This window comes from Chachezhania antarctica, assembly GCF_003646465.1.
In the GTDB taxonomy this organism is placed as follows: Bacteria; Pseudomonadota; Alphaproteobacteria; order Rhodobacterales; family Rhodobacteraceae; genus Chachezhania; species Chachezhania antarctica.
On record NZ_QZEX01000016.1, the window covers coordinates 1 to 21,316 of the forward strand.

The window sequence follows — 21,316 nt, forward strand, 5'->3', positions numbered from 1 at the left end:
CCCCGCCCGAAATGCCTCAAAATTCTCTCGCCAGAACCTCCCGAACTCCCGTCCGTTCCGCTCTGGCCGCCCCGTCGTGCGCCTCAGCGCCGCCGGTGAGGGGCTATCTACGGATTGGGGTCAGTACTCGCAAGTGCTTTTTTTCGGAATCGACGATTTTTTCGACCTTACCTTTGGGCAACCGCCCCGGATGGCCCCTTTTGGCCGGAAAATGGCCTTTTTCCGCGATGTTATCCACATGGCCTCCGGCGTTTTGCAGGTCCCAAGGGCAAAAAAGCGGGCGCGCAAAGGGAATCGCACGGGCTTCAATCGTATCGATTCCCCTGAAAGGACAGCCACGGGCGCAGATTCCCTGCTAGAAGGCTCCGAGTCCCGGTCGAATACCCTCCCGGGCCCGTCAGGTCAGGAATCGGTGCGTTCGAAGATCGTCGGGAACCAGTCTTCGCGCAGACGGTCGCCAGGTTTGTGACCGTGACCCGGGAACGGGGGTGAGGTCCGACCGGGGCGTTCGACATAGGTTGCGTCGTCGCCCACGAAGCGGACAGAGAACGCCCGGCGCCGCGTGGCGCTGGTATTGCCCCGCGCGCCATGGAGCGTGCGGAAGTGGAAGGCCACCGCATCGCCCGGCGCCATGGGATAGGAAAGCACATCCATGCCTTCCGCGTCCGGGTCCGGCACCGGGCGGTAGAGGTCGGGATCGGGGAAGAACGAGTCCTCGGACACCCAGCGGGTGGGCATCACGTCCTTGTTCCACAGATGGGAGCCCGCGACGCAGCGGAGGGATGCCTCGTCCACAGGATCCAGCGGGCACCAGAAGCTGATCGTCTGGCGGCCGGCGACAAAGTAGTAGGGGCCGTCCTGATGCCATGGCGTGGCCATCGAGGTGCCGGGCTCCTTCACCAGGACATGATCGTGGAAGATCTGGACGCGGGACGATCCCATGAGGTCGGCGGCCACTTCGGCCGCGGGGCTGTTCAGGATCGCGCTTGAGAATTCGGGGATGCGGGTCCAGTTGCAGTAGTCGTCGAAGAAGCGTCCGGTTTCGCCGGCGCGTTCATTTTCGGATGCGTAGGGACCGGGATGGCGCAGGTTGCGTTCGATGCCCGCGCGCAAGCCTTCCACATGTTCGGCGAACAGACCGCGGATCATCACCGCGCCGTCGCGTTGGAAATTGTCGATATCGGCCTGTGTGAGGAGCGGATGCGGCATGGACGGTTCTGCCCTGCCCTGTTCTACTATTTGCGCCGAAGACGGATAACGACGTCGACCGAGGCGATCTCGGCCCCGTCGGGGGCATCGGGCAGGCGGGCGATCACCAGCTGGTCGGACGGAGCGTCCGTCAGCCGTGCCTGATCCTCCCAGTAGAAGTGCGGGTGATCGTGCGTATTGGTGTCGAAATAGCTCTTGGACCCGTCGACCGTGACTTCCTGCATCAGGCCCGCATCGCAGAAGGCCCTTAGAGTATTGTATACGGTCGCCAGTGAAACGGCGGCGCCGGCGGTCTTCACGGCCTCGAAAAGGCTTTCGGCGGTGACGTGACGGTGATGGCCGTCCCCGATCAGAAGCCGGGCCAGTGCAAGCCTCTGGCGCGTGGGCCTGAGCCCGACCTTGCCAAGCCAGGCGGTGGCGCGTTCTTCTTCGGTGACGCTCGCCACATCACCGTCGATACCGTGTTCGCGGTCGAAGTCGGGTTCGTGGCAAGGGGTGTCCTTCAGGTCGACCTCGTAGACGTTCGTTGCCACATCCTGGCGGGATGCAGCATGCGCCTGCGTGGCCGTGTTCGCCCTGGTATCCTTCGCGGTCATATGTCCGACCTGTTTGCTCCGGTTCCGGCATCTGCGCACCGGACGTGGCTTGCAGAGAAATCTCTCTGGTTTCTCCACACTATAAAAACCTCCGGGCCAGAGTTTCAATGCATATTCAAGGGATATTCCTGCCTCTGCCTGCACAGTGACGCGGCGCAACACTGTCGCTGCCCAAGTTTGCATCCCCCGGACAACCTGTGCGGGCGGCTGATCGGGATACTGGGCGCGGAACGGGCGGCAGGGGTGCCCGGCACCCTTGCAGGCCCCCGACAGCCGGTGCTAGAGGAAGGGCAATCGAGAAACCGGGTGCGCGCTATGGCAGACAGCCGCCGCATAACACCCGGAAAAGACGGGACGACAGCGACGTTCCCGACGGCGACTGGCATCGCCGACCCGGGCCGCTGCCGCAGAGAGGAGACGCGCCGAATATGGGTCAGTTCCCCGACAGTTTCGACAAGGACGCCCTGCTGGCCTGTGCCCGCGGCGAGTTGTTCGGCCCCGGCAATGCGCAATTGCCCGAACCCCCGATGCTGATGATGGATCGCATCACCGAAGTGTCCGCCGACGCGGGCGAAAACGGCAAGGGCCATATCGTGGCCGAGCTGGATATCACCCCCGATCTGTGGTTCTTCCCCTGCCATTTCCCCGGGAACGAGGTCATGCCGGGCTGCCTGATGGTGGATGGCCTGTGGCAGCTGACCGGCTTCAACCTTGGCTGGCGCGGCTGGCAGGGACAGGGCTTTGCCCTGGGCGCGGGCGAGGTGAAGCTTTCGGGCATGATCCGTCCCGACCGCAAGCTGGTCACCTACGAGGTCAACTTCACCCGCGTGATCGACCGCCGCCTGAAGATGGGCGTGGCCGACGGGCGCGTGCTGGCCGACGGCGAAACGGTCTGCCAGGTCAAGGACATGAAAGTCGGCCTGTCCGCGCCGGAATCTTCCTGATAGACACGGGTCACGCTTCGCCGTCTTGACGGAACCGAACGGGTTCCGATCTGACAAGGTATTCGAGAAGGACAAGGGAGGCGCCAATGCGCCGTGTCGTGGTAACCGGGCTGGGCATCGTCTCGTCCATTGGCAACAATGCCGGGGAAGTTCTGGAGTCGCTCCGTTCCGGGTTCAGCGGCATCCGTGCCAGCGAAGAGATGACGGAACACGGGTTCCGCAGCCGTGTGGCCGGTGCGCTGAACATCGACCTCGCCGATCATATCGAAAAACGCCTGATGCGCTTCATGGGACCGGGGGCGGGCTATGCCTACCTCGCCATGCAGCAGGCCATCACCGATGCAGGGCTGGACGACAGCGATGTCGTGAACCCACGCACCGGGCTGGTGGCGGGCTCCGGCGGGCCGTCGACCTCGGCCATGTTGCAGGCGCACCAGACGGTGCTGGAAAAGGGATCGCCCAAGCGGATCGGGCCCTTCGCGGTACCAAAATGCATGTCCTCCACGATCTCGGCCAACCTTGCGACGGCTTACAAGATCAAGGGCCTGAACTATTCCATCACCTCGGCCTGCTCGACCTCGCTGCATTGCATCGGCAACGCGGCCGAACAGATCATGATGGGCAAGCAGGACGTGATGTTCGCCGGCGGCGGCGAGGAACTGGACTGGACGCTGTCCTGCCTCTTCGACGCGATGGGCGCGATGTCGTCCAAGTACAACGACACCCCCGAACGGGCGAGCCGCGCCTTCGACGCCGATCGCGACGGGTTCGTTATCTCGGGCGGCGGCGGGATCGTCGTGCTGGAAGACCTGGAACACGCCAAGGCGCGCGGCGCCAGGATCTATGCCGAGGTCACGGGCTATGCCGCGACGTCCGATGGCCACGACATGGTCGCGCCTTCCGGTGAAGGCGGCGAGCGGGCGATGCGCGTTGCGCTGTCGACCCTGCCCGAGGACCGCAAGGTCAGCTACATCAACGCGCACGGCACATCGACGCCCGTAGGCGACGTGGGCGAAGTGGAAGCGGTGCGCCGGATCTTCGGCCAGGGCTCCACCCCGCCGATCAGTTCGACCAAGTCGATGACGGGCCATGCCCAAGGCGCGGCCGGCGCGCTCGAGGCGATCTTCTGCCTCCTGATGCTGCAGAACGATTTCATCACGCCGTCGATCAATGTCGAAAACCTGGACCCGGCGCTCGATCCGGCCGAGATCGCGACGACCCGCAAGGACGACGCCGGACTCGATTCCGTGATGACGAACAGCTTCGGCTTCGGCGGCACCAACGGATCGATGATCCTTTCCAATTACAGGGACTGACGGCGACATGACGGACAGCTTGAAGGGAAAGCGCGGCCTGGTCATGGGCGTCGCAAATGAAAAGTCGATCGCCTGGGGGATCGCGCGGGCGCTCCACCAGGAAGGGGCGGAGCTGGCCTTCACCTTCCAGGGCGACGCTTTCGGCAAGCGGGTGGAGCCGCTGGCCGCGTCGGTCGGATCGGACCTGCTGGTGGATGTCGACGTCACGGATGACGCGTCGCTCGACCGCGCCTTCGCGGCACTGGCCGAGAAGTGGGAGACGATCGATTTCCTTGTCCACGCCATCGCCTATTCCGACAAGTCGGAACTGACGGGCCGCTTCCTGAATACCAGCAGGACCAACTTCAAGCATTCGCTGGAAATCAGTGCCTACTCGTTCATCGACGTGGCCCGGCGCGCCTACCCTCTGATGAAGGACAATGGCGGTTCGCTTGTAACGCTGACCTACCAGGGTTCGAACCGCGTGGTTCCGAATTACAACGTAATGGGCGTGGCCAAGGCCGCGCTGGAATCCGCCACGCGCTACCTTGCCAACGATCTGGGCCCGGACGGGATCCGCGTGAACGCGATCTCTCCCGGCCCGATGCGGACGCTGGCGGGTGCCGCCATCGGCGGCGCGCGCAAGACCTACAAGCACACCGACCAGAACGCCCCTCTGCGCAGCAACGCGACGCTGGAAGCCGTGGGCGGGACCGCCGTCTATCTCGTGTCCGACGCCGGCGCCTCGACCACGGGCGAGATCATCCGCGTTGACGGCGGGTTCCACGTGCTGGGCATGCCGCAGGCCGAACACCTGTAGTCTTCGGCGCGGGGTGAACGTCGCCTGCCCTGCGGGCATTGCGACGCGCTGACGCGCGCCGGCATTGGCGAACTGCCGATGCTGCCACCACCATTCCTTGTCGTCGGAACAATGCACCGTCGGTCTGCCTCCGGCGGAGGTATTTGGGGGCCAAAGACGTCAGGGCGAGCGCCCCTGCATTCTTCTCTTCCCAAAATACTCCGGGGGAGTCCGAGCCGCAGGCTCGGGCGGGGGCAGAGCCCCCTCGCGCACATGGGCGGCCTTGTGCCCGGCGGCGCGCTTGGGCACTGTCCTTGACAGGGAGGAGCCGTGCGGTTCCGGTCCAACAGGGGAGACCCGGCATGGCGATCACCACTTGCGTTTTCGACGCCTACGGCACGCTGTTCGATGTTGCTGCCGCCGCGCGGCAAGCCGCGGACGAACCTGATTTCCCGACGCTGAAGAAGAAGTGGGCGGCCGTGGCGACCCATTGGCGTCTGAAGCAGCTTCAGTACTCCTGGCTGCGCGCGGTCACCGGCGCGCATACCGATTTCTGGGAGGTCACGCAGAATGGGCTCGATTGGGCGCTGGAGGCGCAGGGGCTGGGCGATCAGCCTGCCCTGCGTCAGCGGCTGCTGGATCTGTATTGGGAGCTGTCCGCCTTCCCGGAAGTGCCCGACATGCTAGCCGCGCTGAAGACGGCCGGGTTTCAGACCGCGATCCTGTCCAACGGCTCGCCCGAGATGCTGGCCGGTGCTGTCGAGTCCGCCGGGATCGGGCCTTTGCTCGACGATGTGCTGTCCGTCGAAACCGTCGGAATCTTCAAGCCCGACTCGAAGGTGTACGATCTCGTCGGCGCGCGGTTCGGATGCGCTACGGACGAAGTGCTGTTCGTGTCCTCGAACGGATGGGATGCCGCGGCGGCCTCCGGGTACGGGTTTTCGACCGTCTGGGTGAACCGTGCAGGCGAACCGGTGGACCGGCTTCCATGGAAACCGACCCGGATCCTGGACGATTTGCGGGCGATCCCGGACATCGCCAAGGGCTGAAGACAAGGATTACCGATGGCCGAGTTCACGACTTCCGACGGGCTGAGGCTCTACTACGAAACCCGGGGGGAGGGCGCGCCGATCCTGTGCCTGCCGGGGCTGACCCGCAATGTGCGGGATTTCGACTTCGTGGCGCCGCATCTGGACGGGTACCGGATGATCGCGCTGGATCTGCGGGGGCGTGGGCTGTCGGCGCATGATCCCGACTACATGACCTACAACATCTTCCGCGAAGGCGAAGACGTGGTCGACCTGCTGGACCATCTCGGTCTGGACAGGGCAACCTTCCTCGGCACCTCTCGTGGCGGGCTCGTGACCATGGCGGTGGCCGCATCGCGCCCCGAACGGCTGGCAGGCGCAATCCTGAACGATGTGGGGCCCGAGGTGGGCCCCGCAGGCATCGCGCGGATCATGGGCTACCTTGGCGCCACGCCAGAGGAGCCCACCCACGACGCATGGGCCAGGGCCGCGATGGAGGCCAACGCGCCGGAATTTCCCGGCGTTCCCCTGTCGGTTTGGCGCCAGCAAGCCGAGGCGCAGTTCATCGAGACGGGTGACGGTCTGGCCCTGCGCTATGACCCGCATCTGCGCACGGCGATCCTTGAACAGGCGGCGGCCGGGGACGCCCCGGACCTGTGGCAGTTCTTCGACAACTTGCGCGGTATCCCCACTGGCGTGATCCGCGGCGCGAACTCGGACATCCTGACGCCCGAGACGCTGGCGAAGATGCGGGAGCGTCGCCCCGATTTGATGGTGGCCGAGGTGCCCGATCGCGGTCATCCTCCGTTCCTTGACGAGCGCGAGTCGCTCTCCATGATCCGCGCCGTACTGGAGGCCGCCACGTGACATCCCTTGCCCTGATCGAAGCCGCCGCCGAACGGTTGCGCGGCCATGCCCGCCACACGCCGCTTCTGTCCTCGCCCTTCCTGGACGAGATCGCGGGCCGCCCGGTCTTCGTAAAGCCCGAATGCCTGCAGCATACCGGCAGCTTCAAGTTCCGCGGAGGTTGGTCGGCGGTGTCGGCGTTGGAGCCCGAAACGCGCATGCGAGGCGTGATCGCCTATTCCAGCGGCAACCACGCACAGGGCGTGGCGGCAGCGGCGAAGGGGCATGGCATCCCGGCGGTGATCATCATGCCGGAAGACGCCCCGGCGCTGAAGATCGCCAACACGCGGGCCCTTGGCGCCGAGGTCGTGCTGTACGACCGCGCCAATGAAAGCCGCGAGGAGATCGGCGCCCGTCTGGCGGAAGAACGCGGGCTGACCCTGATCCGACCCTATGACGAACCGCAGGTCATCGCCGGCCAGGGCACGACGGGGCTGGAGATCGCCGCGCAGGCGGCCGAGGCAGGTGTGACCGAGGCCGACGTGATGGTCTGTTGCGGTGGTGGCGGGCTGACGTCGGGCATTGCGCTTGCGCTGGACGCCAAGGCGCCCGGCCTGAAGGTGCGGCCGGTGGAACCGGAGGGGTTCGACGATGTCACACGCTCGCTGGCCACGGGGCAGATTCAGTCGAACCCGTCGATGGCGGGCGGGCTGTGCGACGCGATCCTGACGCCGGCGCCCGGTGACATCACCTTCCCGATCATGCACCGCCTGTGCGGCCTTGGCATCGTCGTGAGCGATGAGGAGGCGCTGCGGGCCATGGCGCAGGCCTTCCTGCGGCTGAAGCTGGTGGCCGAACCCGGCGGTGCCGTGGCGCTGGCCGCCGCGCTCTACCACGGGGCGGAAAGCGACGCGCCGGCGGTCATCGCCGTGATCTCGGGCGGGAATGTGGATCCCGCGATCTTTGCCCGCGCGCTCGGCGCACTGGATGTGTAGCACCGGCGGGCAATAAGGTTGACGGCTCAACCATTTTCTGCGCGAAATTGGACAGCGCCGGACCAACCGGCGAGCCTGTGGCCAAGATGAGAATCAGATTGGGGAGGGAAGGATGAACATCGTCGATCTGGGCGACGTGCGCCTGCATTACCGTGTCGATGGCGATCTGGATGGCGCGCCGGTGGTCTTTGCCAATTCGCTGGGAACGGATCTGCGGCTTTGGGACCAGGTCCTGCCGCTGCTGCCTTCGGGGCTGAAGATCATCCGATACGACAAGCGCGGGCACGGGTTGTCGTCCCTGCCGCCTGGTCCCTACAAGATGGGCCAGCTAGTGACCGATGTCGAAAAACTGATGGATCATCTGGGCGTGGCGGACGCGCTGTTCGTGGGCCTCTCCATCGGCGGCATGATCGCGCAGGGGATCGCCGTCAAACGGCCCGATCTGGTGCGCGCCGTGGTCCTGTCGAACACCGGCGCCAAGATCGGCACGAAAGACATGTGGGATGATCGCGTCGCCGCGGTGAAGGCATCGGGCATCGAACCCATGGCCGACGCGGTGATGGAACGATGGTTCTCTCCCGCCTTCCGCGCCAGCCCCGAATTGGAAGCCTGGCGCAACATGCTGGTCCGCCAGCCGGCTGAAGGCTACGCCGGCTGTTCGGCGGCCATTTCCGGCACCGATTTCTACACGCCCACGTCCGGCCTGCGAATCCCCGCGCTGGGGATCGCGGGCGATGTCGACGGCTCCACCCCGCCGGATCTGGTGCGGGAGACGATTGACCTGATCCCGGGTTCGAAATTCGAGATCATACGCGGCACCGGCCACCTTCCTTGCGTGGAAGCGCCGGAGCGTTACGCGGAAATCCTGACTGCCTTCATCAAAGGAACCGGCCATGTCTGACACGTTCGAACGCGGCATGAAAACCCGGCGCGAGGTTCTGGGCGATGCCCATGTCGACCGCGCCGAAGCCGCCAAGACGGATTTCGACCTGCCCTTCCAGACGCTGATCACCGAAGGGGCATGGGGCACGGTCTGGTCGTCCGACGCGATTTCGCGCCGGGAACGGTCGATGCTGACGCTGGCCTTGCTGGCGGCGACGGGCAATTTCGAAGAAATCCCGATGCACATCCGCGCCACCGCCAACACAGGCGCGACGAAGGAAGACGTGATGGAAGTGTTCCAGCACGTCGCGATCTACGCAGGCGTGCCCAAGGCCAATCACGCGATCAAGCTGGCCAAGGCAACCTACGCCGAGATGGAGGACACCGCATGACCCTGATCCCCCGCGCCCGCGCGCAGCACCCCCTGGCCTATGCGCCCGGCTACAAGACCAGCGTACCGCGCAGCCCCAAGCTTGCGCTGATCTCGATGCCGGCCACGCCGACCGAAGATACGGGCCCGGTGTTCGGGCAATCGATGCTGGGAGAGCTCGACAACAACCTGGTCCTGAACCTGACGGGCGATCCGGCCATCGGCGAACGGGTTCTGGTCCATGGCCGCGTTCTGGACCAGTCGGGCCGCGGCGTTCCGGGAGCCTTGGTCGAAGTCTGGCAAGCCAATGCCGGCGGACGCTACCGGCACAAGAAGGATGGCTACCTTGCCCCGCTCGACCCCAATTTCGGCGGTTGCGGGCGCGCGATCACGGGGGAGGCCGGGACCTACCAGTTCCTGACCATCAAGCCCGGCGCCTATCCGTGGCCCAACGGCCCCAACGACTGGCGGCCGGCGCATATCCATTTTTCCGTCTTCGGCCATGCGTTCGGCCAGCGGCTGATCACCCAGATGTATTTCGAAGGCGATCCGCTGATCCCGCGCTGCCCGATCGTGAACACGATCCCCGATCAAAGCGCCATCGACCGGCTGGTCGCGCCCCTGGACATGAACGGCTCGAAACCGCACGATTTCCTGGCCTACAAGTTCGATATCGTCCTGCGTGGCACCCGCCAGACCCTGTTCGAAAACAAGAAGGAGGGGATGTGAGATGGTCCAGAAACTCGACACACTGGAAGAAACCCCGTCGCAGACCGCAGGGCCTTACGTCCATATCGGTGCCACGCCGAACTTCGCGGGCATCGGCGGGATCTACCCGGAAGACCTTGGGCTGAAACCCTTTCCCGACGACGCCGAAGGCGAACGCATCACGATCCGCGGCATTGTCCACGACGGCACCGGCACGCCGATGCGCGACGTGCTGGTGGAAAGCTGGCAGGCGAACGCCGATGGCCAGTACGGCCCCGGCACGCAGGGCTGGGCGCGGCTGCCCGCGGATCAGGAGAACGGCATCTGGACGCTGGAGACGATCAAACCCGGCGCCGTGGGCGCCATGGCACCGCATATCGCGCTGTGGATCGTGTCCCGGGGGATCAATATCGGGCTGCAGACCCGGATCTATTTCGACGGGGACGACCTGTCGGCCGATCCGGTGCTGGCCCGCGTCGAACACCGCAACCGCCTGCCCACGCTGATCGCGAAAAGCGACGGTCCGGGCAGCTGGCGGTTCGACATCCACCTGCAGGGCGATGCCGAGACCATCTTCTTCGACATGTAGACCGGACCCGCCCCGCGGGATAGACGGGTGCCATGACTGACTTTCTTCTCGTTCATGGCGCCTGTCACGGCGCATGGTGCTGGGCCGATCTGCTGCCCGAGCTTCTCCGGTTGGGCCACACAGCCCGCGCCATCGACCTGCCCGGCATGGGCGAGGACACGACCCCGATCGACGACATCACGCTGGCCTCGTCCGCGCAGGCCGTTGTGAGCGTCTGTTCGCCCAAGACGCTGGTCGTCGGCCACAGCTGGGGCGGGCTTGTCGCCGCCGAAGCGGCCGGGATGGCGCCGGGTTGCATGACGGGGCTCGTGCTGCTGGCAACCTACGTGCCCCTGCCCGGCCACTCGCTGGCAGATCTGCGACAGGGCAGCCCGCGGCCCGCGTCTTCGGCCGCGCTCAGGCGGTCCGAAGACAAACGGACGGTCTACGTCGGACGGGAAGACGGGCGGACACTGTTTTACAACACCTGCCGGCCCTCGGCGCAGGACTACGCGCTGGACCGGCTGTGCCCGCAGCCCGTAGTCCCGCAGCTGGAGAAGGCGGCATTGGGCGAAGGCTATGACGCCGTCCCCAAGAGCTTCATCCTGACGAAACGGGATCACACGATCCTGCCCGATTACCAGCGCCAGATGGCCGAAAGCTGGCCACCTGAACGGATGTACGAAATGGACACCGACCACTCGCCCTTCCTGTCAGATCCCGCGGGTCTCGCCGCGATCCTGCACCGCATCGCGGGGGAAGAAGCATGAGCGCATCCGTCTTCGACAGCGCGCTTTACGCGGGCCTCTTCCCGACGGGCGCAGTGCATGAACATTTCACCGAACGCGCCGAACTGGCCGCGATGCTGCGCGTCGAAGGCGCGCTGGCTGCCGCGCAGGGCGAACTGGGGATCATCCCGGCGGAAAGTGCCTCTGCCATCGCTGATGCCGCGGCCAGCGTGACGCTGGATGCCGACGCGCTGTCACCCGCCACGGGACGGAATGGCGTCGTCGTGCCCGCACTGGTCGCCGATTTCCGCGCGGCTGTCGGTCGGGCGGAGCATGCGCAATACGTCCATTGGGGCGCGACCTCTCAGGACATCATCGACACCGGGCTGATGCTGCGGATGCGCGGCGCGCTGACCGCCATCGAAACCGACCTGAAGGCCCTCCTGTCCCGCCTGGCCGACCTGGCGGCCGAACATGCCGAAACGCCCATGGCGGCGCGCACCTATGGTCAGCACGCCACGCCCACGACCTTCGGCGCCGTGGTCGCAAGCTGGGGAATGCCGCTGGTCGGGCTGCTGAATGAACTGCCGTCCTTGCGTGAAAGCTGCCTGCTGGTCTCGCTGTCCGGCGCTGCCGGGACCTCCGCCGCGCTGGGTTCGCAGGCGCCGCAGGTCCGGGCCTCCATGGCCGCCTCGCTGGGCCTCGCCGATCCGGGGCGCAGCTGGCACACCGACCGGACCCCGGTCCTGCGGCTGGCCGACTGGCTGAGCCGCATGTCCATCGCGATGGCCAAGATGGGTGAGGACGTGATCGCCCATATGCAATCGGGGTTTCAGGAGGTCCGCCTGGGTGGCGCCGGAAGTTCCTCCACCATGCCGCAGAAGCAGAACCCGGTCGCGGCATCCGTGCTGGTCGCCCTGTCCCATCAACAGACAGCCATGGAAGCCGCCCTGCGTGGAAGCGCGGCAGTCCACCGGCATCAACGGGACGGCGGCGCCTGGTTCACCGAATGGATGTGCCTGCCGCAGATCGTGCTGGGCGCGGCATCGTCGGCGCAGACGGGCCTGCACCTTGCCCGTGGGCTGGAACCCGATCCCGCACGGATGCTCGAAATGCTGAACGAAACGCTCGACCTGATCCATGCCGAGGCGCTCAGCTTCGCGCTGACCCGTTTCCTGCCCCGGCCCGAGGCGCAATCGGCGGTCAAGGTCCTGTCCCGCGAGGCGATGGAAACCGGCGTGCCGCTTCGCCAACTGGCCGCGCGGGACTGGCCCGATCTTGACACGGATAAGCTCTTCGATCCTCTGGGCCAGACCGGTACCGCGCCACAGGACGCTCGCGCCTTCGTGGACGCTGCAACCGGCCGCTGACACGAAGGACCGCCGGTGCGCCTGCCGATACTTTTCATCCTGATCACGGTGATCATCGACGCCATGGGCATCGGACTGATCATGCCGGTGATGCCCGAACTGATACAGGAGGTTCAGGGCGGCGGCCTTGGCACGGCGGCCCTCTGGGGCGGGCTGCTGGCGTCGGGCTTTGCGGTGATGCAGTTCCTGTGCGGACCCATGATCGGCGCGCTGTCGGATTCGGTCGGGCGGCGGCCGGTGCTCCTGATCTCTCTCGCCGCGATGGCGGTGGATTACCTTGTCATGGCGGTCGCCGGGTCGATCTGGCTGCTGCTGGCAGGGCGGATCTTCGGCGGGATCACGGCATCGACCTATGCCACCGCCGGGGCCTACATGGCCGACATCTCGAAACCCGAAGAGAAGGCCGCCAATTTCGGCCTGATCGGCGCGGCCTTCGGGGTGGGCTTCGTACTGGGCCCTATCGTGGGCGGATTGCTAGGCGCCTACGGCACCCGCGCGCCGTTCTATGCGGCGGCGGCACTGGCGGCGATGAATACCATCTTCGGCGCAGTGGTCATGCGCGAAACCGTGACCGACCGCATCCGCCGCGCCTTCACCTGGCGCAGGGCCAACCCGCTGGGCGCGTTCCGGTATCTTGTCGGCCTGCCCGAAATCCGGGTGCTGATGCTGGGCTTCTTCCTGTTCTCGGTCGCCTTCCATGTCTACCCCGCCGTCTGGGCCTTCTTCGCGGAAGAGCGTTTCGGCTGGGGCCCCGGCATGATCGGGCTGTCGCTGACGCTTTACGGGCTGGCGGCGGCGCTGGTGCAGGGGCTGCTGATCCGGCCGATCCTGCGGGCCGTCGGCGACTGGCGCGCCGTGCTTTACGGGCTGGCCTTCGACATGGTGGTCTTCGCGATTCTCGCCTTCGTCACCAATGGCGCGGCCGCCTTGGTGCTGACGCCCCTCACAGCGCTCGGCGGTGTGGCGATGCCCGCGTTGCAAGGGATCATGTCACGCGCGACACCGGACGACGCGCAGGGCGAGCTGCAAGGCCTGATGGCCAGTGCCACGGCGCTTGCCACCATCGTGTCACCGCTTGCGATGACAAGCGTGTTCGCCGCCTTCACCGCACCAGACACGCCCATCTACCTGCCGGGGGCTCCGTTCCTGGTCTCGCTGGTGCTCGTGGTCGCCGCGCTGGCAATATTCCGGAAAGCAACGCCCCTATCGGCGCAAGAAAAATAGGCCAGCGACCATTAGACCCTTTGAAGCCTGACGTTCATCAGGTAACGCTTCGGAAAACCACCGCGGGAGGCTTAGACATGCAAACCATCAAGGCGGCCGTGTGCCGTGAATTCGGCAAACCGCTGACCATCGAAGAGATCCAGATCGACGAACCCGGCCCCGGCCAGGTGGCCGTCGACATCGATGCCGTGGCGATCTGCCATTCCGACATCTCGCTGGCCGAAGGCGCGTGGGGCGGGCCTTTGCCGGCCGTGTTCGGCCATGAAGGCGCGGGCCGCGTGACGGCCGTGGGCGAAGGCGTGCGGACGGTCAAGCCGGGCGACAGCGTCTGCGTGACCCTGCTGGCCACCTGCGGCGAATGCCCGACCTGTTCGGCGGGTCGCCCGGCGCTGTGCGCCAACAAGGTAACGGGCGCGGGAGGGCCGGTCTACGACACCGATGGCGGCCCGATGCTGCAGGGCCTGTCCTGCGGTGCCTTTGCGCAGAAGGTCGTGGCCGTCGAGCGGCAGGTCGTGAAGATCCCCGACGATGTGCCGAAGGACAGCGCCAGCCTGATCTCGTGCGGCGTGATCACCGGCGTGGGCGCGGCCGTCGTGTCGGCCAATATCCGCCCCGGTCAGGATGTCGTTGTGATCGGTGCCGGCGGCGTCGGCCTGAACGCGATCCAGGGTGCGCGGATTGCCGGCGCACGCCGGATCGTAGCCGTCGACATGCTGCCCGAGAAGCTGGAGGTCGCCAAGGAATTCGGCGCCACGGACGGCGTGCTGGCAAGCGACGAAAAACCGTGGCGCGCGGCGATGCAGGCAATGGGCAAGGGCGCGGACGCGGTGCTGGTCACCGTCGGCGTCATCCCGGCCTACCAGACCGCGCATCGCTACCTGGATCGCGGCGGCAAGGTCTACATGGTGGGCATGCCCCATGGCGGCGCCAAGGCGGAATACGAACCCGTCGTGCTGGCCGCCACCGCGCAGGGCATGATCGGATCGTTCATGGGCGATGTCGTGATCCAGCGGGATATCCCGTGGATGGTCGACCTCTACAAGCAGGGCCGGCTGAAACTGGACGAGCTGATCTCGAAGCGCTGGAAGCTGGAAGAGATCAACGAGGCCATCGCCGACACCAACTCTGGCGCGGCCCGCCGGAACGTGATCGTCTTCGACTGACGACATCCACAGACCGGGAGCGGCTTTCGGGCCGCCCTGCGCCGACAGTGTCCACAGTCCGCCCGCCCGCGGCGCCCGACCGGTGACCCAGGGTCACCTACGCCAAGCCACGCCTTGGTGCATCGATCGCAATCCGCTACGAGTTGAACAAAGTCCCAGCGGAGACCGCGTCATGAAGCTTCAGGATCTCGACATCATCGTCACCGCGCCGCCGGCGCCCGGCTGGGGCGGGCGCTACTGGATCCTGGTGAAGGTCACCACCGATACAGGGATCACGGGCTGGGGCGAATGCTATGCCGCCGGCGTCGGGCCTGACGCGATGGCCCATGTCATCCGTGATGTCTTTTCCCGCCACATGGAGGGCGAACGCCCGGAAAACATCGAACGCATGTTCCGCCGGGCCTATTCCTCGGGCTTCACCCAGCGGCCGGATCCGACCGTGATCGGCGCCTTCTCGGGGCTGGAGATCGCCTGCTGGGACATCCTGGGCAAGGATCGCGACTGCCCGGTCCATGCGCTGCTGGGCGGGGTGATGAACGATCGCGTGCGCGCCTACAGCTATCTCTACCCCCTGCCGCAGCACGATCTGACCGAGTTCTGGACCTCTCCCGAACAGGCCGGCGAAAGCGCGGCCGATCTCGTGGCCCGTGGCTACACCGCCGTCAAGTTCGACCCGGCCGGCCCCTACACCATGCGAGGCGGACACATGCCGGCGATGTCGGACATCTCGGCCTCGGTCGCGTTCTGCAAGGCGATCCGCGAGGCGGTGGGCGACCGGGCCGACCTGCTCTTCGGGACCCACGGCCAGTTCAACGTGGCCGGCGCCATCCGGCTTGGGCAGGCGCTGGAGCCCTATTCCCCGCTGTGGTTCGAAGAGCCGATTCCGCCCGACAGCCCCGAAGACATGGCCCGCGTCGCCCGCGCGGTGCGCATTCCCATAGCGACCGGCGAGCGGCTGACGACCATGGCCGAATTCGCCGCCGTCCTGCGCAGTGGCGCGGCCGAGATCCTGCAACCCGCCCTGGGCCGCGCGGGTGGCATCTGGGAGGCGCGCAAGATCGCCGTTCTGGCCCAGGCCTTCACGGCCCAGATGGCACCGCATCTTTATGCCGGGCCGGTGGAATGGGCCGCAAACATCCAGCTGGCCGTGTCGATCCCGAATCTACTGATGGCCGAGACCATCGAGACCCCATTCCACAACGATCTGATCCGGGGCTCGATCACCGTCGAGAACGGCTTCATCCCCGCTCCCACCGCGCCGGGCCTTGGCATCGATGTCGACGAGGATCTGGCCCGCGCGCATCCCTACACGGGCAACGGCCTGCACCTCGAAATGCAGGAAGCGCCCTGCGATTACGCCAATGGGAACACCTTTCAGGGCGGCGCCCCGGCGGGCGAATCCTGACCCACGCCGAGGGGGTGACAGGCACAGCAACCTTGACGCATAGTATGTCAGCCCTACTTACCCGAGATTTTCGAACCGTGAGCCGACCGCCCGACCACCCCATGTCTCCCGCACAGCCGTCAGCCATGGCCGTGCGGGCCGCCGATGCCGCATCCTACCTGAAGACACTGGCCCATGAAGGTCGCCTGATGATACTGTGCCATCTGGGCACGGGCGAACGGTCGGTCGGCGAACTGGAGGAGCTTCTGGGCACGCGCCAGGCTGCCGTCAGCCAGATGCTGGCCCGGCTGCGCGACGAAGGCCTGGTGGACACGCGGCGCGACGGCAAGACGATCTACTATTCCCTTGCCGACCGGAACACGGAACAAGTGATCGGGCTTCTTTATTCCCTATTTTGCAGACCCGAATGACACGCCCCAGCACGACCTTCACAGGCCCCGACCTCTGCGCCCTTTCCGCCCGCGAGGCGGTGGAGCTTCTGCGCAGGGGAGACGTTTCCCCCACCGAAATGCTCGACGCCAGCGAGGCGCGGCGCGCATCAGTCGAGCCGGTGATCAATGCGATGCCCACCGCCTGCTATGATCGGGCGCGCGCCGACATGGCGAACCTGCCGGCCCGGGCCGAAGCCAATAGCGGACACCCCGCCTGGCTGGCCGGCCTGCCGCTGGCGATCAAGGACCTGACGCCGGTCAAGGGCGTGCGCACCACGATGGGCAACCCGTACTACGCCGACTGGGTGCCCGAGGCGTCGGACCTGATGGTCGAACGCCTGGAAGATCGCGGAGGGCTGGTCGTGGGCAAGACCAACACGCCGGAATTCGGTGCCGGCGGCAATTCCACCAACCGGGTGCTGGGCGCCACGCGTAACCCCTGGGACACGCGGATGAATGCGGGCGGTTCGTCGGGCGGCGCCGCGGCATCGCTCGCGGCGGGCGAGGTATGGCTGGCCCACGGATCCGACCTGATGGGCTCTCTCCGGACCCCGGCGGCGCATTGTTCCGTCCTTGGCTTGCGCGCCGCGCCGGGGCGCTGCAGCGGCGGATCGAAGAACGCGCTGCACCAGGCCGAAGGCATGCAGGGCCCCATGGCGCGCGACGTCCGCGACATGGCGCTGTTCCTCGACGCGATGACGGGCTGGGACCCGCGCGCGCCGATCTCGCTGGATGCGCCTGCGGTCCCCTTCCAGACAGCCGTGGCCCAGGCGCCCGAGCGCGCGCCACGCATCGCCTTCTCGGAAGATCAAAACGGTTTTGCCGCCGTCGAAGGCAATATCCGCACAACCCTGCGCGCCGCCATGACCGCCACCGAAAAGGCCGGCGCGACGGTCGAAGATTACTGCCCCGACCTGCCCGGGCTCAACGACAGCTACCTTGCCCTGCGCGCCGTCCATTACGGCACGACGCTGGGGCTGGAACCCGACGCGATCCGCGAGACCTTCGGCGACCGGGTCCGCGACAATGTCGCCTACGCGATGGAGATCGACGCCACCCGGATCTACGCCGGAATCCGCGGCCGGTCCGAAATCTACCGGATCATGCTGGCCTTCTTCGACACCTACGATGTACTGGCGATCCCCGTCGTGGGCATCGCGCCCCGCGCGGTAGAAGAAGAATACCCGCAGATCGTCGATGGAGAACCCATAGGCACCTACGAGACCTGGCTGCGGTTTTCCTTCCTTGCGACGACGGCCCTTCTCCCGGCGCTCTCGATGCCCGCAGGCTTCACCGAAGACGGCTTGCCCGTCGGCCTGCAGCTCATCGGCCCGCCGCGGGGCGAGGCGCAGCTGTTGCAGACCGCGCTGTTCATCGAAGAGGCGCTCGCCCTGCCCGTGGGTCCGATAGACCCGATCACCCGCTGATCCCGGCTACCGCGGTCCCGCCTGCCCCCCGCAAGCCCGGGACCGTCGCCGGGAACCGAAACCGCCAGTCTGCCGAGGGATCCGGCCGAAGGCCGGGCCCGAGACAAGGTCGTGCGCCGCAAGGCGCTCCTTTCGGGAAGGGTCGGGATCACTCGCGTCAGTTGGACACGTAGCCCGCCACGACCTGCAGGATCTTGTAGGATGTCGCCGCGTCGTTCTCGACCACGGCAAGGAACTCTTCCTCCCCGATGCGCAGGCAGGTCAGCTCGGTCTCGGCGACCATGCTCAACGCGCGGGGTTCTTTCCGGATCAGGCCCAGTTCGCCCACCAGCGCGCCGGGGCCAACGCGGGCGATCAGCTGGTCGTCCTCGTCCTCGGGCTTGGGCAGGTACAGCCCCGCCTCGCCCTCGATCAGCACATAGGCACCGTCGCGGGGCTCGTCGCCCTTCACGAACACGATCTCGCCGGTCTGCGCCTCGTACCAGTGCGAGCCGAAGGCCAGCAGGCGAAGCTGCTTCCGGTTCAGTCCGGAGAAGAGCGGGATATCCTCCAGCGCGCGCACCTTGCGCATCAGGTCGGCACTGGCTGCACTGTCTTCGGCCATCTCGGCCACCCCGTCATCGCTTACAAGCCGACCCTGCCGGATCTCGAAATAAATGTCGAACACGTCCGGATCGTCAAACGCATCGTTCAGGTAGATCACCGTCGTGTCGGGCAGCAGTTCGCGCAGGTTCCTGTGCACCTTGATCTGCGAATCGCGATCATAGCTCGCCAGCGCCCGGTCGAGGATCAGGATGTCCGGGCGCTTGATGGTGGCGCGGCTCAGCGACAGGGATTCGGCGAAGATCGCGGGCAGGTTGGACCCGCCGATCGAGATTTCCATGCCGTAGATCAGGTCGATCACGTTGGGCTGCGCGCCGCCGTCGATCAGGGCCTTGGCGACGATACGCTCCACCTCTTCGCCGCGCGTGCCCGACGACCGGATCACCTTGCCGAACAGCGCGTTCTCCAGAACCGTGATCCCGGGCGCATAGGTGTCTTCCCCGATCGGCTGGAACAGATCGCCCATCGCCTTCTGCAGGACCGGCGCATGGCTTTTCCGCAGCTCGAGGATCTGCGTCTTCATCTCGTCGGAAAAGGCCGGGCCGATCTGGTCGGCCGAGATTCGGAACGGCACGATAAGCAACGTCGCCAGGTCCTCGTCCGTCAGTGCCTGCGTGCCGCTTTCGCGGCTGCGTTCCACCAGGTCGACGGCGGCGCCATAGTTTTCCGGGTCCAGCCCGAGGTTGCGGAACAGCGGATGGTCGGTGCCGACGGGCCCGAAGATCTGGCGCAGCATCTCGATCACGTCACGGGTCAGCTTGACCAGAGGCACGTCGAGTTCCAGTTCCCGCACAAGCGCCATGAACTCGGTCTGACCTGCCAGCGCTTCCTGCGTCAGCGGCCGGCGCGGCGTCGCGAACAGCAGGTTCTCGGCGACCGGCAGCGCGCTGTTGTATTTCTCGGGATGGAAGAAGTAGACATAGCGGCCCAGCCCGGCGGCTTCGACCGCCTCCCGCGCCGCGGGGCGGAGCGCGATCACCTTCTCGGCCAGGGTCGGGTGCTCCTCGGCCTCGAACACCTGGTCAAGCCCCCGCTGGAACAGCGCCGTGCCGGACCCCATGCCATCGACCAGCTTGTGCCACCAGTCGCGCAATTCATCCATCGTCTCGAAATCGGCGCGTTTCGGGTCCAGCCAGTTGGCATGGAATGAATCCGTGCTGTTGCCCGCCTTCACCGCCTCGATCATGTCGACGTCTTCCGGATTGTCTTCCATCGGACGATAGCGCAGCGGCATCAGGATGTTTTCACCGAACGACCCCTGGAACGTCACCGGCCGCGATGTCGCCCGCCCGATTCGCGCAGCGATCACCGCGTGGTGCAGGTCCGTCAGATCGTGGCCCGCGATCTCGATCTTGCCCGACGTCGGCACCACCTCCCGCGTCAGAAGTTGAGTCAGCGCGCGGCGGTCCTCTTCGCTGGGAGCAGCAATGGCGATGACCTTGCCGGCCGGCAGCGTGGTCGAGATATCTTCCAGAACCGGGTTCCCGTCGGCATCGCGCAAGGTCACGTGATCCAGCACGATGTCCCCCTTCAGGCGCGAGAGCTCTTCGGGCTCGCCCTCGAACTGGCTGCGTTTCATCATGCCGGCCGGGGCAAAGCGTTCGGTCACCGTTTCCCAGCGGACCTGCATGTCGGCGGTCTGGTTGTAATAGGCCAGCAGTTCCTTCCAGGGCGACGCGATGTCCTTGTAGGCACCAAGCGCCGCGACCAGCGCACCCAGCGAAACGGTGCCCTGCACCACGAGGTAGCCGCCGATGGAATAGAAGAAGAAGGGCGTCAGTTGTCCGATGAAGTTGTTCAGGAACTTCATGAAGAACTTCTTGTTGTAGATCTTGAAGCGAATGTGGAAGAGCCGCCCCAGTTGATCCGTCACCAGCGCCAGCCGATACCGCCAGCCGCCGTTCAGGCGCAGCGCACTGGCGCCTGCCGCGCTTTCGCCGATGACGGACGCCATCACCCGCAGTTCCTTGACCCGTTCCTTGTTCAGCTGGTTGATCTGCCGCTGCAGGATCGGGATGATGTAGGCCTGCACCGGGATCAGCGCGACCGCCGCCAGCCCGAACCAGAAGCTTTGCACGAACAGGAAGTACAGGATCGTCAGCATCTGACCGGCCTGCATGACCGGCTGCGAGATCATGTCCCCCATCAGCCCGCCCATCGGCTCGGATTCCGAGGTGATCATCGAGACCATCTCGCCCTGGCTGACACGTTCGAAATAAGGCTGCGGAAACAGCAACATGCGCGAAATCAGGCGATACCGGAACCGGCGCAGCATGCGCTCGGCCAGGATACCCTTCATCGTGTTGATGCGCATCTTCAGCAGGCCATGGATCAGCACCGACAGAAGGTACAGACCGCACAGGATCGCAAGAAAGGTCAGTTGGGGGACCTGGTAGCCCCAGACCTCGATCATGTTGGACTGCGCACCGATCACGTCGTTGACGATCCGCTTGGGCAGTTCCAGCGTCAGGTACAGAATCGGGAACATGAAAAGGGTCACGACCAGCAGTACAAGCTGATCGCGCTTCGAATGTTTCCAGATATATCCGAAGAGTTTCTTTTCTATTGGAACTGTCCCCAGCCTCGTGCGGGCCTGCCCGCCCTGCCCTTTGCCACAGGTCTACGACAGCGCCCGCGAATTAGACAAGTGCAGACTGCGTGCCGCCACGTTCTGCACCTATTGCACTGATCTGAAACAGGACAATTGCAGAGCAGGTGCCCAACC

Annotated in this window: 20 protein-coding genes; 17 read left to right on the plus strand and 3 right to left on the minus strand. The window is 65.9% G+C overall.

Annotation, left to right across the window (positions count from 1 at the left end; translation table 11 throughout):
• Nucleotides 1-402: 402 nt before the first annotated feature.
• Nucleotides 403-1,209, minus strand: coding sequence for a phytanoyl-CoA dioxygenase family protein (locus D4754_RS21275; RefSeq protein WP_121067873.1), 807 nt, complete (start codon nucleotides 1,207-1,209; stop codon nucleotides 403-405).
• 26 nt (nucleotides 1,210-1,235) lie between these two features.
• Nucleotides 1,236-1,655, minus strand: a complete 420-nt coding sequence (irrA, locus tag D4754_RS21280; protein ID WP_205589688.1) for an iron response transcriptional regulator IrrA — start codon at nucleotides 1,653-1,655, stop codon at nucleotides 1,236-1,238.
• Nucleotides 1,656-2,233: 578 nt separating this feature from the next.
• Here irrA and fabA point away from each other — a divergent pair.
• The 17 genes from fabA (at nucleotide 2,234) to D4754_RS21365 (ending at nucleotide 17,988) form a co-directional block, all read left to right on the plus strand.
• The gene (gene fabA, locus D4754_RS21285; protein WP_121067877.1) at nucleotides 2,234-2,749 is read left to right on the plus strand and encodes a bifunctional 3-hydroxydecanoyl-ACP dehydratase/trans-2-decenoyl-ACP isomerase; all 516 of its coding nucleotides are present in this window, start codon (nucleotides 2,234-2,236) and stop codon (nucleotides 2,747-2,749) included.
• An 86-nt stretch (nucleotides 2,750-2,835) separates the two neighbouring features.
• Nucleotides 2,836-4,065 (plus strand): beta-ketoacyl-ACP synthase I, encoded by a 1,230-nt coding sequence (gene fabB, locus D4754_RS21290; RefSeq protein ID WP_121067879.1) that lies wholly within the window; start codon nucleotides 2,836-2,838, stop codon nucleotides 4,063-4,065.
• Between the two features lie 7 nt (nucleotides 4,066-4,072).
• The gene (locus D4754_RS21295) at nucleotides 4,073-4,864 is read left to right on the plus strand and encodes an enoyl-ACP reductase FabI (RefSeq protein ID WP_121067882.1); all 792 of its coding nucleotides are present in this window, start codon (nucleotides 4,073-4,075) and stop codon (nucleotides 4,862-4,864) included.
• A 341-nt stretch (nucleotides 4,865-5,205) separates the two neighbouring features.
• Complete coding sequence (locus tag D4754_RS21300; RefSeq protein WP_121067884.1) at nucleotides 5,206-5,892, plus strand: haloacid dehalogenase type II; 687 nt, start codon at nucleotides 5,206-5,208, stop codon at nucleotides 5,890-5,892.
• Nucleotides 5,893-5,907: 15 nt separating this feature from the next.
• Nucleotides 5,908-6,738, plus strand: coding sequence for an alpha/beta fold hydrolase (locus D4754_RS21305; RefSeq protein WP_121067886.1), 831 nt, complete (start codon nucleotides 5,908-5,910; stop codon nucleotides 6,736-6,738).
• Nucleotides 6,735-7,712 (plus strand): threonine ammonia-lyase, encoded by a 978-nt coding sequence (locus D4754_RS21310; protein ID WP_121067888.1) that lies wholly within the window; start codon nucleotides 6,735-6,737, stop codon nucleotides 7,710-7,712. Before D4754_RS21305 ends, D4754_RS21310 begins: the two co-directional genes overlap by 4 nt.
• Nucleotides 7,713-7,824: 112 nt before the next feature.
• Complete coding sequence (pcaD, locus tag D4754_RS21315; protein ID WP_121067890.1) at nucleotides 7,825-8,613, plus strand: 3-oxoadipate enol-lactonase; 789 nt, start codon at nucleotides 7,825-7,827, stop codon at nucleotides 8,611-8,613.
• Nucleotides 8,606-8,986, plus strand: a complete 381-nt coding sequence (gene pcaC, locus D4754_RS21320) for a 4-carboxymuconolactone decarboxylase (protein WP_121067892.1) — start codon at nucleotides 8,606-8,608, stop codon at nucleotides 8,984-8,986. The genes pcaD and pcaC overlap by 8 nt, the downstream gene beginning before the upstream one ends.
• Nucleotides 8,983-9,693: a protocatechuate 3,4-dioxygenase subunit beta gene (gene pcaH / locus D4754_RS21325; protein WP_121067894.1), complete on the plus strand. Its 711-nt coding sequence runs from the start codon at nucleotides 8,983-8,985 to the stop codon at nucleotides 9,691-9,693. Before pcaC ends, pcaH begins: the two co-directional genes overlap by 4 nt.
• A gap of 1 nt (nucleotide 9,694) precedes the next feature.
• Complete coding sequence (gene pcaG / locus D4754_RS21330) at nucleotides 9,695-10,261, plus strand: protocatechuate 3,4-dioxygenase subunit alpha (protein ID WP_121067895.1); 567 nt, start codon at nucleotides 9,695-9,697, stop codon at nucleotides 10,259-10,261.
• A 32-nt stretch (nucleotides 10,262-10,293) separates the two neighbouring features.
• Nucleotides 10,294-11,010, plus strand: coding sequence for an alpha/beta fold hydrolase (locus D4754_RS21335; RefSeq protein WP_121067896.1), 717 nt, complete (start codon nucleotides 10,294-10,296; stop codon nucleotides 11,008-11,010).
• Nucleotides 11,007-12,338 (plus strand): class-II fumarase/aspartase family protein, encoded by a 1,332-nt coding sequence (locus D4754_RS21340; protein ID WP_121067897.1) that lies wholly within the window; start codon nucleotides 11,007-11,009, stop codon nucleotides 12,336-12,338. The genes D4754_RS21335 and D4754_RS21340 overlap by 4 nt, the downstream gene beginning before the upstream one ends.
• A gap of 15 nt (nucleotides 12,339-12,353) precedes the next feature.
• Nucleotides 12,354-13,562: a TCR/Tet family MFS transporter gene (locus tag D4754_RS21345; RefSeq protein ID WP_121067899.1), complete on the plus strand. Its 1,209-nt coding sequence runs from the start codon at nucleotides 12,354-12,356 to the stop codon at nucleotides 13,560-13,562.
• A 77-nt stretch (nucleotides 13,563-13,639) separates the two neighbouring features.
• Nucleotides 13,640-14,725 (plus strand): Zn-dependent alcohol dehydrogenase, encoded by a 1,086-nt coding sequence (locus tag D4754_RS21350; protein WP_121067901.1) that lies wholly within the window; start codon nucleotides 13,640-13,642, stop codon nucleotides 14,723-14,725.
• A 172-nt stretch (nucleotides 14,726-14,897) separates the two neighbouring features.
• Nucleotides 14,898-16,130, plus strand: a complete 1,233-nt coding sequence (locus D4754_RS21355) for a mandelate racemase/muconate lactonizing enzyme family protein (protein WP_121067902.1) — start codon at nucleotides 14,898-14,900, stop codon at nucleotides 16,128-16,130.
• Nucleotides 16,131-16,231: 101 nt separating this feature from the next.
• Nucleotides 16,232-16,540: an ArsR/SmtB family transcription factor gene (locus D4754_RS21360; RefSeq protein WP_121067904.1), complete on the plus strand. Its 309-nt coding sequence runs from the start codon at nucleotides 16,232-16,234 to the stop codon at nucleotides 16,538-16,540.
• Nucleotides 16,537-17,988, plus strand: coding sequence for an amidase (locus tag D4754_RS21365; protein WP_121067906.1), 1,452 nt, complete (start codon nucleotides 16,537-16,539; stop codon nucleotides 17,986-17,988). The genes D4754_RS21360 and D4754_RS21365 overlap by 4 nt, the downstream gene beginning before the upstream one ends.
• Nucleotides 17,989-18,145: 157 nt before the next feature.
• On the opposite strand, the gene D4754_RS21370 is transcribed toward D4754_RS21365, so the two are convergent.
• Nucleotides 18,146-21,079, minus strand: a complete 2,934-nt coding sequence (locus D4754_RS21370; RefSeq protein WP_121067908.1) for an ABC transporter transmembrane domain-containing protein — start codon at nucleotides 21,077-21,079, stop codon at nucleotides 18,146-18,148.
• Nucleotides 21,080-21,316: the final 237 nt, after the last annotated feature.

Coding starts and splice junctions, on each gene's coding strand:
- pcaD (WP_121067890.1), top strand. CDS start 7,825: ATGAACATCGTCGATCTGGGCGACGTGCGCCTGCATTACCGTGTCGAT.
- fabA (WP_121067877.1), top strand. CDS start 2,234: ATGGGTCAGTTCCCCGACAGTTTCGACAAGGACGCCCTGCTGGCCTGT.
- fabB (WP_121067879.1), top strand. CDS start 2,836: ATGCGCCGTGTCGTGGTAACCGGGCTGGGCATCGTCTCGTCCATTGGC.
- D4754_RS21275 (WP_121067873.1), bottom strand. CDS start 1,209: ATGCCGCATCCGCTCCTCACACAGGCCGATATCGACAATTTCCAACGC.
- D4754_RS21340 (WP_121067897.1), top strand. CDS start 11,007: ATGAGCGCATCCGTCTTCGACAGCGCGCTTTACGCGGGCCTCTTCCCG.
- D4754_RS21335 (WP_121067896.1), top strand. CDS start 10,294: ATGACTGACTTTCTTCTCGTTCATGGCGCCTGTCACGGCGCATGGTGC.
- D4754_RS21295 (WP_121067882.1), top strand. CDS start 4,073: ATGACGGACAGCTTGAAGGGAAAGCGCGGCCTGGTCATGGGCGTCGCA.
- pcaG (WP_121067895.1), top strand. CDS start 9,695: ATGGTCCAGAAACTCGACACACTGGAAGAAACCCCGTCGCAGACCGCA.
- D4754_RS21300 (WP_121067884.1), top strand. CDS start 5,206: ATGGCGATCACCACTTGCGTTTTCGACGCCTACGGCACGCTGTTCGAT.
- D4754_RS21360 (WP_121067904.1), top strand. CDS start 16,232: ATGTCTCCCGCACAGCCGTCAGCCATGGCCGTGCGGGCCGCCGATGCC.
- pcaC (WP_121067892.1), top strand. CDS start 8,606: ATGTCTGACACGTTCGAACGCGGCATGAAAACCCGGCGCGAGGTTCTG.
- D4754_RS21365 (WP_121067906.1), top strand. CDS start 16,537: ATGACACGCCCCAGCACGACCTTCACAGGCCCCGACCTCTGCGCCCTT.
- D4754_RS21370 (WP_121067908.1), bottom strand. CDS start 21,079: ATGTTCCCGATTCTGTACCTGACGCTGGAACTGCCCAAGCGGATCGTC.
- pcaH (WP_121067894.1), top strand. CDS start 8,983: ATGACCCTGATCCCCCGCGCCCGCGCGCAGCACCCCCTGGCCTATGCG.
- D4754_RS21350 (WP_121067901.1), top strand. CDS start 13,640: ATGCAAACCATCAAGGCGGCCGTGTGCCGTGAATTCGGCAAACCGCTG.
- D4754_RS21355 (WP_121067902.1), top strand. CDS start 14,898: ATGAAGCTTCAGGATCTCGACATCATCGTCACCGCGCCGCCGGCGCCC.
- D4754_RS21305 (WP_121067886.1), top strand. CDS start 5,908: ATGGCCGAGTTCACGACTTCCGACGGGCTGAGGCTCTACTACGAAACC.